At 34.6% G+C, this 13,420-nt stretch carries 13 protein-coding genes and 3 pseudogenes; 6 read left to right on the plus strand and 10 right to left on the minus strand.

What is annotated here, in order from left to right; all coding sequences use genetic code 11:
- Positions 1-50: 50 nt before the first annotated feature.
- From Q5076_RS09055 to Q5076_RS09065, 3 genes and pseudogenes are all read right to left on the minus strand, one after another.
- A pseudogene (locus Q5076_RS09055) lies at positions 51-364 on the minus strand (RteC domain-containing protein); the annotation flags it as partial.
- Positions 365-396: 32 nt separating this feature from the next.
- Positions 397-1,041 (minus strand): HAD family hydrolase, encoded by a 645-nt coding sequence (locus Q5076_RS09060; RefSeq protein WP_303012612.1) that lies wholly within the window; start codon positions 1,039-1,041, stop codon positions 397-399.
- Positions 1,034-1,642, minus strand: coding sequence for a sugar O-acetyltransferase (locus Q5076_RS09065; RefSeq protein ID WP_303012614.1), 609 nt, complete (start codon positions 1,640-1,642; stop codon positions 1,034-1,036). Before Q5076_RS09065 ends, Q5076_RS09060 begins: the two co-directional genes overlap by 8 nt.
- A 127-nt stretch (positions 1,643-1,769) precedes the next feature.
- Here Q5076_RS09065 and Q5076_RS09070 point away from each other — a divergent pair, with 127 nt between their 5' ends.
- The gene (locus Q5076_RS09070) at positions 1,770-2,609 is read left to right on the plus strand and encodes an AraC family transcriptional regulator (RefSeq protein WP_303012616.1); all 840 of its coding nucleotides are present in this window, start codon (positions 1,770-1,772) and stop codon (positions 2,607-2,609) included.
- Positions 2,610-3,034: 425 nt separating this feature from the next.
- Here the strand turns inward: Q5076_RS09070 and Q5076_RS09075 are convergent, their stop codons facing one another.
- The 4 genes from Q5076_RS09075 to Q5076_RS09090 all read right to left on the minus strand — a co-directional run bounded on the left by Q5076_RS09075 (position 3,035) and on the right by Q5076_RS09090 (position 7,470).
- The gene (locus Q5076_RS09075) at positions 3,035-3,253 is read right to left on the minus strand and encodes an RteC domain-containing protein (RefSeq protein WP_368389379.1); all 219 of its coding nucleotides are present in this window, start codon (positions 3,251-3,253) and stop codon (positions 3,035-3,037) included.
- Between the two features lie 550 nt (positions 3,254-3,803).
- Positions 3,804-6,092 (minus strand): outer membrane beta-barrel family protein, encoded by a 2,289-nt coding sequence (locus Q5076_RS09080; protein ID WP_303012617.1) that lies wholly within the window; start codon positions 6,090-6,092, stop codon positions 3,804-3,806.
- Positions 6,093-6,121: 29 nt separating this feature from the next.
- Positions 6,122-6,757 carry a hypothetical protein gene (locus tag Q5076_RS09085; RefSeq protein WP_303012618.1) on the minus strand — a complete coding sequence of 212 codons (636 nt, stop codon included), beginning with the start codon at positions 6,755-6,757 and terminating at the stop codon, positions 6,122-6,124.
- Positions 6,758-6,903: 146 nt separating this feature from the next.
- Positions 6,904-7,470, minus strand: a complete 567-nt coding sequence (locus Q5076_RS09090) for a Crp/Fnr family transcriptional regulator (RefSeq protein WP_303012620.1) — start codon at positions 7,468-7,470, stop codon at positions 6,904-6,906.
- Positions 7,471-7,484: 14 nt separating this feature from the next.
- Here Q5076_RS09090 and Q5076_RS09095 point away from each other — a divergent pair.
- Positions 7,485-8,197 (plus strand): annotated as a pseudogene (locus tag Q5076_RS09095) (site-specific integrase); the annotation flags it as partial.
- Here the strand turns inward: Q5076_RS09095 and Q5076_RS09100 are convergent.
- Complete coding sequence (locus tag Q5076_RS09100; RefSeq protein ID WP_303012621.1) at positions 8,141-8,941, minus strand: Crp/Fnr family transcriptional regulator; 801 nt, start codon at positions 8,939-8,941, stop codon at positions 8,141-8,143. The pseudogene Q5076_RS09095 and the gene Q5076_RS09100 overlap by 57 nt on opposite strands.
- A gap of 228 nt (positions 8,942-9,169) precedes the next feature.
- Positions 9,170-9,336 (minus strand): annotated as a pseudogene (locus tag Q5076_RS09105) (DNA-binding protein); the annotation flags it as partial.
- 439 nt (positions 9,337-9,775) lie between these two features.
- Between Q5076_RS09105 and Q5076_RS09110 the strand changes: the two are divergent.
- From Q5076_RS09110 to Q5076_RS09125, 4 genes are all read left to right on the plus strand, one after another.
- Positions 9,776-10,591 (plus strand): helix-turn-helix domain-containing protein, encoded by an 816-nt coding sequence (locus tag Q5076_RS09110; RefSeq protein ID WP_303012622.1) that lies wholly within the window; start codon positions 9,776-9,778, stop codon positions 10,589-10,591.
- Positions 10,592-10,737: 146 nt separating this feature from the next.
- Positions 10,738-11,010: a TfoX/Sxy family protein gene (locus tag Q5076_RS09115; RefSeq protein ID WP_303012623.1), complete on the plus strand. Its 273-nt coding sequence runs from the start codon at positions 10,738-10,740 to the stop codon at positions 11,008-11,010.
- Between the two features lie 51 nt (positions 11,011-11,061).
- Positions 11,062-11,430 (plus strand): DUF6463 family protein, encoded by a 369-nt coding sequence (locus tag Q5076_RS09120; protein ID WP_303012625.1) that lies wholly within the window; start codon positions 11,062-11,064, stop codon positions 11,428-11,430.
- Between the two features lie 106 nt (positions 11,431-11,536).
- Positions 11,537-11,755 (plus strand): hypothetical protein, encoded by a 219-nt coding sequence (locus Q5076_RS09125; RefSeq protein WP_303012626.1) that lies wholly within the window; start codon positions 11,537-11,539, stop codon positions 11,753-11,755.
- 238 nt (positions 11,756-11,993) lie between these two features.
- Here Q5076_RS09125 and Q5076_RS09130 read toward each other — a convergent pair whose 3' ends face one another.
- Complete coding sequence (locus Q5076_RS09130) at positions 11,994-13,409, minus strand: Gfo/Idh/MocA family protein (RefSeq protein WP_303012628.1); 1,416 nt, start codon at positions 13,407-13,409, stop codon at positions 11,994-11,996.
- Positions 13,410-13,420: the final 11 nt, after the last annotated feature.

Raw genomic sequence — 13,420 nt, forward strand, 5'->3', positions numbered from 1 at the left:
TATACTCTATTTATCTCATTTACAGTGATTAAAATTAGTTTTGCAATCTAAAAAAAGTGAGAGTATGAAAAATGAAAAGAAATCAGACTTTCCACGAACAAAATAATAGTCATCATACAATGTTGAATGAGAGCGATAATATTGGTAAAAGTCCAGATTACGGTTAAAGAAGTAGGTCAGGTTATCCAGTTCTTTACTGATATAGTTTCTGATTACATCATTACTACCATTGGGGTATTGTGTCTCTATCCGATAAACGATGTACCATTGAAAGAGAATTTTCGACAATATCATAACCGTAGAGGTCTATCTCATCAATCTCTACATCTATTTCTGATAAAATGTTTTCTAAAAGCTCTTTCATCTTTTCAAAATCTATAATTATCAATCAAATATTTATCTTATTCGAGGTAAGAGAAAGCCGGATATGGACGATATAGAATAGAACACATTCTTAGCATTATGACTTTCTAATGTTTCGCTTTGTGAAATATTCCATGCGGCAGACAAACATTTCACATTTGCTTTCTGACACTCTTTTATATCCGAAACCGTATCTCCGATATACACGATTTCATCTGCTGACAAATGATAAGTATGCAGCAATTCTTCCAACGTTTCCGACTTAACATTTCTTTCCGCATTTCCGGTAACGACCTTAGCAAAGCTGGTTTCCATATTGAACTGCCGCAGTGTTATATCGCAACTTTTTGCTCCCTTACCGGTGATAAGTGTCACGACAATGCCCTTTTGCTTTAATAAGGTTATCAGTTCATGTATTCCCTCAAAAGGTTTCGGGCACATTATTTTATGTAATGTTTCATAGATTACATAAAAATCGTACAACGCATGTTGCTGGTATGCTTCATCAACCACACATCTTATCATGCCTTCTTCATTCAGTCCAAATGTCTGTACTACTTCCTCGTCCGACAATTCACGTCCGGCATAGGGTTGTGTGGCTTCCTTAAAAGCCTGTATGCACATCGGCAAGGTATCGCCTATTGTACCGTCCAAATCAAAAGCGACTAATTTAATCATGGCTATACGAAATATTGATTTCCCGAATTACCCTACATGGATTTCCTATGGCAAGACTATTTGCCGGAACGGATTTAGTGACAACACTTCCCGCCCCGATGACACTTCCCCGACCAATGGTAACACCCGGCAGGATGATAACACCGCCACCAATCCAGCAGCCGTCTTCAATGGTTACAGGCAAAGCATACGTATGGCGGATATATTCTATTCCATTTTGGTTTTCTACGGGTTCTAAACGTTCGTCCAGTTCCACCGGATGAGTAGCCGTATAGATTTGTACATTTGGAGCTATCAATACGTTGTTTCCGATTGTGATTTTATTGCAATCCACAAAGGTACATCCGGTATTAATACTGACATTGCTTCCTATACGGATATTACAGCCATAATCACATATAAAAGAATGCCCTACCGAAACCTTATCGCCAACGCTTTCAAACATTTCTTTCAATAGCGCATACTTTTCCTCTTTACAATCATACGGCAATGAATTATATTTCAGCAACAATTCATGCGTCTTTCTTTTAAACTCCATAAATACGGGAGCATGACAATCGTACCATTCGCCCGACAAACATTTTTCCAATTCTGTTTTCATACCTACTCATGATAAAAGTTACTACTATCTTTCTATTTGTGGCAAAGTTATACATATTCATAAAATAAAATCTGTATTCTTTTTCTCTTTATTTGTATCTTTATACCTGAATAGCAGATTACATAAAATGAAAAGGGAAAATCTACACCAACCGTTTGAAATCAGTTTCAGTGAACTGGACGAGTCGCAATTAAAGGAACATGACCATACGTTCTTTGAATTGGTCTATATACTATCGGGAACTGGTGTTCAGTGGATAAACAATAATAGGTTCCTTTATCATGACGGACATCTCTTTATGATTACTCCCGGCGATATACATTCGTTCGACATTCATACTACTACAAAGTTCGTCTATATAAAATTCAATGACATTTACATTCATTCGGCAGTCTTCGGTGCGGAGAATATCCAACGGTTAGAGTTTATACTACAACACGCCAATCATCGCCCCGGCTGTATCTTACGCAACCAAACCGACAAGTTGCTGGTAAAACCTATGATAGAAGCAATTATTCGTGAATATTTGAACAAAAAGATATATAGCAGTGAGATTATTACGCAGCTAATCAATACAATCGTGATTGTTGTCGCCCGTAACATTGCTTTGTTCCTGCCTGAACAGATAGACGAGAATTCAGAAGAAAAGTCACTGAACATATTACAATACATCCAGTCGAATATTTGTTATCCCGAAAAGATAAAGGCTAAAGCGATAAGCCAGCATTTTGGCATTTCCCCTAATTATCTTGGGAGGTACTTCAAAAAGCAGACCAACGAAACCATGCAGCAGTATATCTTAAACTATAAGATGAAAATGGTGGAAAGTCGGCTTTTGCACAGTGAAATGAGAATTAGCGAAATAGTAGAGGAACTTGGATTTACAGATGAAAGCCATTTGAACAAGCTATTCAAGAAATACAAAGATTGCAATCCAACTGATTTTAGGAAGAAGTATCGGATTTAATAAGGTTATTTTTTAGTGCAAGGTGTAAGCTATATATAGATATATATTTGCACCTTGCACTAACCTTAGAATGTTTATTTCCAACAGTTTGCATAATCAAAAAAATAATGCGTACATTTGAACCCAAGATGTTGGCAGACAGACACCGGACAACAGCAGACAGTTTTTAAAGACTAAAGCATGACGGGTACAAAGCCGAAATTTCTGAAAGCACTGATATTGAGGAAGAAATAACGCTTGGTTCATGACCCAGGCAGTTCACATAAGAACAAAGCCAAACGGCGACAAAAAAGAGACAAGTCCTACAATAACATTGATATTGTAGGACTTTTTTATGTTTTAGTTTTGTTTGAAAGACAGAAAAGTTTAAATTGAATGTATGATAAGACACAATGTTTCACAAGTAGAGAAAAACTCAACTTATCTTATGGCAAAAAATAGTATCTATCTAAATAAGTCGCTTTTGAGCGATAATATTGGTAGAAATCAAGATTGGCATTACAAAAATCGGTTATTTCCGTTTGCTTTTTCTTATAATACTCCTTGAAAACTTCTTTGCTGCCATTTGGCTTTCGTAGTTCAAGTGTATATATGTCATTAAAGTATATGGATAAATGGCTTAGTACTCTGAAATGTATATTGATGGATAAACTCCCTTAGTTCTCCAATAAAGGTCTGATAAAATCAATCATATACAGAACCCTATCGGAAAACACATTACTATTCTATGCATGCTATTTCTATCTCTGCATTGATAGTCATTAATCTATCGGAAAACTGCTTCATCCTACATTTTAATATTTAATTTATATCTATACTTTATTATCTATCTCCCAAATCCAAATCGATATATATTCAATAGTGACAATTGGGAAATTATATAACATTCCAGTTATAATATGCGAATATATGATATTGCTACAAATCGATTAATCATCTTTGTTTTTCTAGTTTTACATATCCATTAACATAATTCCCTATAACATTATGATTTTCATCGTAAATATAGCCATTAGAATAATACCCTTTGAGTATTCTTTTGGAGGTGTAAATATATCCATTAGCATAATTCCCAATAGTTTTACCTTGTTTGTCAAACACATATCCATTTCGATAGGTGATTAGTGACGTTTTGCATGAACAGAAGCATAAAATGCTCAAAATCAGCAACAATATTCTCATATTATTTTTAAATTAGTATCTAAATCTTGATGTATCTATTCCTTTTATCTCCTTTTTCTTATATCCACCAAAGCGATAACTGAAATGTAAAGTAAATGCTCGTGAATAAAATCCGCTATTCATATTCAAGTTTTGCCCCTTAAAGCGGACTCTTGTTGCAGGCATCCCTGTATCAAATATATCATTGCAACGGGCGGATAAACTCAATTTGTCATTTGCAAAATTCCATTTCAATCCGGCAGTGAGATTAAAAATAGATTCTATATCAAAGGTCCCTTGTATGACAGGGGTCTGTACATTTCCCATTAACTCGAAAGACAAATTTTTATTTACTTTAAACGTATTATCCAGTGTACCGCTAAATACCCATTTCTTACGATTGAAAGGGATGTCGAAAAAATCGTCACAGCGTTGGTGCATTTGCATACCGACTAAAGTTAATCGGGAATCCAGCCAGTTTCCTACTTTAAAGGGGAATATGACATTTGCCCCCCATATCTGCATATAGTTCCAATTTGTATTTTTATAGATTAGTGCCAGCCTGTCAGTAGATTGATAGGCTGCTTGTGTGAAATAATCTGATGTGTGTGTGAAAAACAGACTAAAAATATACTTCTGCAAAAAGATATAACTCCCATTCAGATTATAATTCGTCATTGGCTTCAAATTCGGTGTTCCCCATAATTCTGTATATCCATTAAGATAACTGACGGAAGATTGCATATCCCAATAGCCTGGATAAGTTTTATCCGTAGATAATGAGAACTGAAATATATGTTTTGGGGTTTCAAAATAAGTCAATGATGTTTGTGGGTAGACTGCCCATTTATGATAATTTCCAATAGTATAATATTCTCCCGTAGCAGAAACGGATAAAGATGTCCCTGTTGTATAGTTTTTGCTCAATGATACATAAAAGCTGGTAGTTTGTTCTCTTAGATTGGAATATGTATTTTGAGTTTGAATGTTACCTGTCACTTCATCATAAGTTTGAAAATCAAGGTCTTTAGCAAATCGGTAGGAAACTCCATAACCCAGATTCCATCCTTTGGATAAAGACTGCTTTTGGTCTGCATAGATAGAATAGCGGTCTATCTTTTGTCCGCCAACCATAGAGAAACTACTCTGATTTCCATCTTGATAATCAGCATGTAGCCTTTGATTATTATTGGATGTATAATGTGTATAGTCACCACCTATTTCAAGCCCGAATCCAGAATGATATTGCAATGTAATATTATGCATTTGATTGTCAATATATTTATCAACATTGCTGGTTTGGTAATTGCCTGATGTCCGGCTATTATTATGCTGGTCGGGGGTATAACTACCTGTGTATGCTATATTGATATTGTTTTTGTCGTTGAAGTTATATTCAAAAGCTGCTCTAAGGTCGTGATTCCAGTACTTACTACGTAACTGTTCATTTTGTATGATATTATGTAGTTCATCGTTTAGCGTATGTTTGGAATCAAGGTCTATATACTCCATATTTTTCACGTTATTTGCTCCGTACATCACATCAAAAACCATTTTCGGAGTTGATAAACGAAAATTTCCATTCATCCCTCCATCATTGAAGTATTGATTCTTATAGTCAGCACTTATCTCCCCCTGAAAAGAGTAGTCGTTTGAATGCTTTAAAACGACATTAATAGCTGCACCCCGTACATGATATTCAGGAGGCGCGCTGTACATTACTTCCGCTTTTTCTACACGATTAACCGGAGTATTGCGCAAAATTGTTTCAAGCTGTCCGGCATCCATTGTTGTAGGTTTCCCATTTAAAATAACAGTCAGTTTTCCTGCTCCAGCCAAAGTTAATATTCCTCTATCTTCTTGCACTCCCGGTATCTTCGTCAATACTTCATAAGCATTGTTTACAAGTTGATTTTGGGTAAGAATAGCAAGATTATACCCTAAAACTCCATTCTCCACTTTTGCGAAAGGACGTTCCGCCTTTATAATAATCTCATCCAAAGCATAGTCCTTAGATTGAAGTTGAATAATTCCAGCATCATTTCCCTTACCTACCATTTGTTTAGTTTCATATAAAAGGTGTTGTATTATCAAGCGGTATTCTTTCTGTTGGCTTTTAAAAACAAATATGCCGTCGGCATTGGATATGGATGCACCTATATAGGTCGAATCCATCGCTTGCAGAATAATAGTCGCACCGTCTATAGGTAGTTGTTTGGCATCTATTATTTTTCCGTTAATCATTTGTCCCCAAACGACTGTTTGAAAGCAACCTAATAGGTGGAAAAATGTAAATGTTATTATTTTGTTTAATCGCATCATACTAATTCAGTTTATTGATTACAAGATTATTAAAAAGTAAAAGAGACTCCTGCTCCGAAGAACCATTCCCATCTTTTTTGTATTATGTTATATTGGTAGTTCGTTTGGGATTTAATAATGGCATATTTGCCTATCTCATACGAAAATCCTGCTCCTACCTTATAAGAGATAGAAGTTGCAGGAAGTATCACACTACGTTTTTTATCTAAAGCGTAGTTTCCATATATATTAAAATTTAGTTTTTTAGTCAATGGAATCGATATATTAGTATTTCTTTCTATACTAACATAAGGGTTGTCAATATATGTTTTGCTACTTATTCTAAAGCCCTTTATATTTATATATTCAATCTTCTTACTATAAGTACTGTCTGATAATAAATCTGATTGAACGTATATACAAGGCTTACCTAACTGGTTGTATTTACACAAATCACTTTTAATCTTTATATCTAATATAAAATCGTCCAATTTATTATTGCTTTCCTTTAGACAAGAACCTGTCAGGGATTGCTCCAATTCTTTTTTAAAGGCATTGTTTATATGTATCGGTATTTCACCATCTAACATCTTAGATAGTCTTATCGAGTCTTTTGTTGTCCATCCCTCTTGTGCAAAGGCAAGGCAAGGAATAAGATTTAGTATGAAAATCGTTAAAACTTTCACTGTTTTTTAGATTAGCCCAACACAAATGCAAATTGAAATATCAATTTAGACAATAAAGGTAAAGCAAAAAAGTGCATACTTCTAAGAAATACATACTCATTTTTCCGTTTCAAATGAAACTCTCAAAACAGTTTGAGAGTTTAGTCCTAAAATGTTATTTTTCGCCTAATATTGCTTACAGTAGTCGGGGTAACTCTTAGATAAGAAGCAATCTCTTTTAAAGGTGCTATCTCTTTCAAATCAGGACACCGTTGCATTAACTTCAAATAGCTCTCTTCCGGGGAATCACAATAAAGATCCAAGTACCGTTTGTACATCATTTCATATAGGGCATCCACGGTCTGCTTCCCAAAACGAAGTGTTTCCATATCTGTTTCCAAATACGCAACTACATCTTGATAAGATAGTTGGTAGACTACACATTCAGACATAGCTTGGATATTTACCAATGAAGTACTTTGATGTATAAAAGATGAGTAATCGCAGACAAACTCTTTGGCAAATGAATATTCTACAACATGCTCTTTTCCATTTTTATCAGTATGCATATAACGAAATGCTCCAGTTTCGATCCATCCAACTTGGTCAGACACCCTATTTTGCTCAATAAAAAAATCTTTCTTATGATAAATATGCACCTTACCTTTATCTTTGGCAAATTGTATGAATTTGGAATAATCCAACCTTCCAATGTATGAATTATAATTTTCCATATCTAAATTGTTTAAACTCTTCAAACACAAAAATAGAAAAAATCATAAAGATATGACGTTACATATTTTATATTTAGAGGAAAATAACAGTTTCCGTAGCGAGACATTTGTTTACTTACTATCGCTTCAAGTTGGAAGAAACCAATCCAGAATTTCTAGCTATGGATGAAATTAAAATTACTCTCGCTAAAGAGTTTACTATTAAGCGAGTAGAACTGGTACGGGATATTTTTGTATTTTGCATCTTTACCGGATTTGCGTTCAACGATGTGAAAGACTTATCACCTGAGCACTTGGTACGAGATAATAAAGGGGAGCTTTGGATAAGAAAGAACCGCCAAAAGACAAAAATCATGTGTAATATTCCTGTGTTGCCTATGGCTGCTTCGATTCTTGCAAAGTATAAAAATGTGGCTGAATGTACCGGAAAACTATTGCCAGTATCGAGCAATCAACGCACGGACAGTTACCTGAAAGAAATTACAGATGTATGTAGATTATAGAAAAATCTGTGCATACATTCAACCCGGCACTCCTATGCCACTACTGTAAGTTTAGAAAATACCCAACTGATAAACAATGGATTACAATATATCGTTTTGAAGAGGGTAATTGGTTTAGCAACGTGCTATCTACCTCTGTTCGGATAGTTTATTCATGTCTCACACAATTAAAGATGTCTTTTGATTTTAATATTTTGCTTTTTGCTAATAGTATCATTGTGTAAACTACCGTCAAACTCTTTATATCGAGCGTTTTTATAGATTTCAACCAGTCTCTTACTGTAATTCAGAATCGCTACATTGGACTTTTGCGATAAGTTAGTCGCTAAGATTCCACTTCCCAATATGCCCGGATTACAGATTACTGTATCTTTTTCTATGGAGTTCATAATCAATTCAGAACACATATAATCTTTAATACCTGCCTTATTTAACTTCTCCGATACATATTTATTGAGTGCCTGTTTATCGTTAATCGTCATAAACCCATACCACAACAAGCATTTCATTCCCAATTTGGTGGCACTGATTAACACATCAAGGTAGGTATATCCATTGTTATTACGTTGGTATATCTCTGCAAACATAGTTTCGGCAATACGTCTGCCTAAACGCTGTGTTTCCATATCTGTTTCCCAAAATTGGTTTAGTTCGCTCAATGGTAACAAATAAACCTCACAGTCAGTTGTTGCCTGTATGCTAACTGTTGCATCGGCTCTATTAATTAAAGATGGATAATCACATACGAAATCATTTTCAAAACTGCAACCGACAATCCACTCGTTCCCATTCGTATCTATGCGAGTAAGGCGAAATATACCTGATGTAACAAAACCTATATGATTCGTCTTGTCATTTTGACGAACCATATATTCATTTTTTCTAAGTATTTTCAGCGTGCCACTTTCAAGAAATAGCTTTTCCAATCTTGCAGTGTCTACACTTTCATTCGCATTGAATTTATCCATATTAAATGCTTTATAATTGCAAAGATACGAATAAAGATAGCTCTGTTGAACAATAATCCAGATAAATCGGCTACTTCTCTATCGGCTAAACTCAACCAATACATTTTTTCCGAAATGGATTAATAACATTAACTCTATCAGTGTAGCATCCAGTCTGTGCAAGTCTTAAGTTGAACATACAACCCGAAGCGTAGCGCAGGTGTGGAGATTCAAAGCTTAACCCGTAGGTGTTCGTTTACCAAAGCCTAGCAACAGGCATACTTCCTGACTATCCAACCAGTTTTCTACTTTCTGGGTATGAGTGTGCTACACAAACTTTCTATCCGCTTGGCAAACTTCGTGAACTTCTCGCAGACATACGAGAATGTCCTTTTTTCAATAATTATTACTTCCATACATTTAATTTTAATGGTTTATAAAACGTGTTGATTCTATTTTCACCAGTAAATGAAGGAAGAATCAAAAGTCGTTTTCAAAACTGTCTGTGGATGGCATAATAAAACTGCTACTGTCTCTATGAGCTAGTTTTCTAAATAACACTTAAATCTTCATGATAAACCCCATGCGCACATCCTAAATTTCACTATATTGCAATAAATTAATGTAGTCAGCATGAAGTCCAAAGACCTTCCAATTACGTTTCGTACAAATAAAGTAAAGGAGTATGTAGATTTCTATACTAAATATTTCCAAGCTGTGTTAGCTTTTGATTCGGGGTGGAATGTGGTAATCCAGCTCGAAAACGAAGCAGATACTCCGTCGCTGTGCCTCTCATTTCATGATACAACATATATAAAGATATTATAAAGTAATGAACTAGTCAACACTCATATTTTGAAATTAAAATATAACATAAGAAGCCTATACAGTCCAGTTCAGCCAGCAGTAATGAGTACCGATGGCGAAGTCTCATATGTTGAGTTACCACCCGATACACAACTACAAGAATTTATTTATTGTTACTGGAATCTAAAAACTACCAAACGACTAGATGATATATACAATTATCGTGTAGTTTCTGACGGATGTATTGATGTAATTTTTAACTATATTGATCATAATGAAGCATATATAATGGGGTACTGCAATTCTTTTGTGAAGATTGGCATTGATAAAGAATTTAATTATTTCGGAATACGATTCTTTCCGGGTATATTCCCTTTACTATTTAATATAGATGCATCAGAATTAAGTAATCATTACGAGCATTTAAATATCGTGCAGCCTCATCTATACAATGTAATTCAACAATCGGAACATAAATGTTTATGTCTTCAAGATTTGTGCAATGAACTCAATCACTATTTTATCAATCATATTAATAAAATAGATAAACTTTTTGATAATAGATTTTTCTGTGCATTAGAAACTATTTTAAAAAACAAAGGAGTGATTAATATTGAAAAAGATTTGAATGATGGAATAAGCAGTCGTCATTTACAACGCCTTTTTAATTTTTATATAGGAGATACAGCCAAATCTTTCTGCCGAATTGTTCGTTTCCAGAATCTTTTAAAGGCAGACCCTTCAATTAAATCAATAAAAGCGGAAAAATTATTTTACGATTTTGGTTACTATGATCAAACTCATTTCATAAAAGAGTTTAAATTGTTTTACGGCAAAACTCCCTCGAAGATTACTATTGAATAAGCTGTCCGATTTTTCCTATTTTTAAAAAACTCTATGCTTTAACTTCGCATCATGAAATTACATTAAACAATTGTTTTTTTGTTCTATGTGATACTTACATTAAATAAATATTTAAGAAGACTATATATAATATAATCCATAGTAAAATGAAATTAAAAATAAACAGCGATTTACGAAAAGCGAAGAACATCGGCGTAACTATTGAGAAATACCTTAATGAAATTGGCATATTCACTTTAGCCGATCTTGCAGAAGTAACATCAGTAGAGGCTTTCAAAAGAATACGTAAGAATGATCCTGAAAAGACAATACCTGTATGCTATTATCTCTATTCTTTAGAAGGAGCCCTATTAGATTTGCATTGGAATGATATTCCATCAGAACTAAAGGAAGAGTTAAAAGGTAAAATTAATGATTAACTTTTAGAATCATTTTGATTAGTAATCATGCTATTAAATAAGATATTACTTATGACAAAAAATACGAAACTTTGGAAATATAGTGGAACATTTCTTATTATAACAGGAGTAATCCACACGATTTATGCACTACTACTTGGAAAAAAGGATTTTGCAGAGATGATAAGAGATGGATTAATAAATTCCACAGTTGATAATTATAGCCATGCTTTCGCTTTTTGGTTTTTAACGTGTGGGATTATACTTATTTTTTGGGGACAAACACTACAATACTATATCAAAAAAGAGCAAAAACCTGCACCTCTGTTTTTGGGATATTGCATTTTGATATTTGCCGTGGCAGGGTGTATTGCAGAGCCTATTTCTGGTTTTTGGCTTTTCTTACCACAAGCACTGATAATAATTACTGCAAAAAAATAAAGTAGGAAATTTTTAAATGAGACTAACAATCATCGAGGCGTCTGTAAGTGCAAGTATTGTCTGTAAGACAGAAGAGCCCTAGTAAATATTAATAAAAAAATAAAAGATGCAAGAACTAATTCTGATTTTTAGAACTTCAATTGTGGATGAACAAGATATAGAAAAGATGAAGACACTATTCATACAATATCCCCAAATTCATAAATGTAGTGTGGATTTTGAGGATTGGGAAAAAATCCTGAGAATAGAGTGTTGTGATATTAACCCCATCACAATTATTTCAATGCTCAAAGAGATTAACATACAAGCAGAAATTTTGGAATAATGGGAATAGGGAACTTTAGAATGAAAGTAAATAATGATATACCTTAAATGTATAATAAGTATTGAATTAAAGAGTATATAAACAAAACTTATTCACCATCTAAAATATCAGAGAATAGCCCTGAAATAGCCGTTTCATGTTCCTTTAATTTAAGATAGGAATAAGAGCATATAACTAATCCGACTTTTTGGGGGAGAAAGCCGGATTAGTTTATAAATTACCAATGTTCGCAAAGATATCAGTTATTTATAAAAGCATGCTGATATCCTTTTACTTTATTCCAACCTCCGCGAGTAAAATCTGGTATTTCAACCGGAGCAGAGTTATTTTCAAGAGAAATACGGGTAAGCTCAGCCATACTACACCATTCGGCTAGATCGTAAACGTCCATATCTAATGGTAGTCCATTTTGCAGACAGTAAGCTAATCGATAATCCATGATAAAATCCATGCCACCATGACCGCCCACTTTTTTTGCAGTTTCCTCCAGTTCCTGATGAATCGGATGCTTATACTTTTCCATTAATGCTTTTCTGACTTTTGCAGATACGGACCGATGTACATTTAGATTCTCGTGTTCGGGAACTTTTGTCAAACTAACCTGTGTAGGACGTAAACAATATTCCTGTATAGGATATTTACTGGCATAACCATCTGTTCCCACAATTTGATACATACGACTATAGGGACGAGGAGTCATTACATTATGTTGAATCAACATGGTCTTTCCTTTTTCAGTACGTATTAACGTTGACGTCTGATCACCATTCTGAAAATCGGTAACGTCCTTTCCTGTCTGTTTTTTTATATAAGCAGGGCCATTTACAGCTTTTGTATCCATTGCTACTAACACCTTCATGCGGTCTCCACGGTGAATATCGAGAACTTGACATATTGGACCAATCCCATGAGTAGCATATACATCTCCACGATATTTACGATTATAATCCATTCTCCAATTATTCCAATAATGCGGCCATACTTCTTCGAGATTATGGATATATGCACCTTCTACGTGAAGGACCTCACCGAAAACACCTTGCTTCGCCATATTCAGAGAGGTTAGTTCAAAGAAATCATATATGCAGTTTTCTAATTGCATACAGTGTTTACGAGTCTTTTCAGAAGTGTCAATCAAACGCCAAATTTCATCCATCGTCATGGCTGCAGGTACTTCAATGGCTACATGTTTACCATGTTCCATAGCATATACACCCATTTCTGCATGATGCTTCCAATCAGTCGCTATATATACAAGGTCGATATCGTCACGCTCACAAAGTTTCTTCCATGCATCTTCTGAACCACTGTAAGAGACAGCTTTTGGTAATCCTGCTTTTTCTAGGATTCTCTGAGCCTTTTCTACACGTTCGGGGCGAAGATCGCATAAAGCTACGATTTTACTTTTAGGAATATGTGTCCAACGTGTCACTGCACCAGGGCCACGCATCCCCAAACCAATAAATCCAACACGTACTGTATCTATTTTGGGAGCAGTGAGTTGAATCACATCTTCCTGCCCGGTTGCCCGAGCAGGAGTTTCTATTCTAATGGGGGTAAAAGATTGTAATATTTTCTTTTGTTGTACACAGCTAGTCTGACAAATCAAGAAAGTGAAACAAATAGCTGCAACTGTAAATATATTCTTTTGCATACAATTAGAAT

This window comes from uncultured Bacteroides sp. (genome assembly GCF_958445495.1).
Taxonomy (GTDB): domain Bacteria; phylum Bacteroidota; class Bacteroidia; order Bacteroidales; family Bacteroidaceae; genus Bacteroides.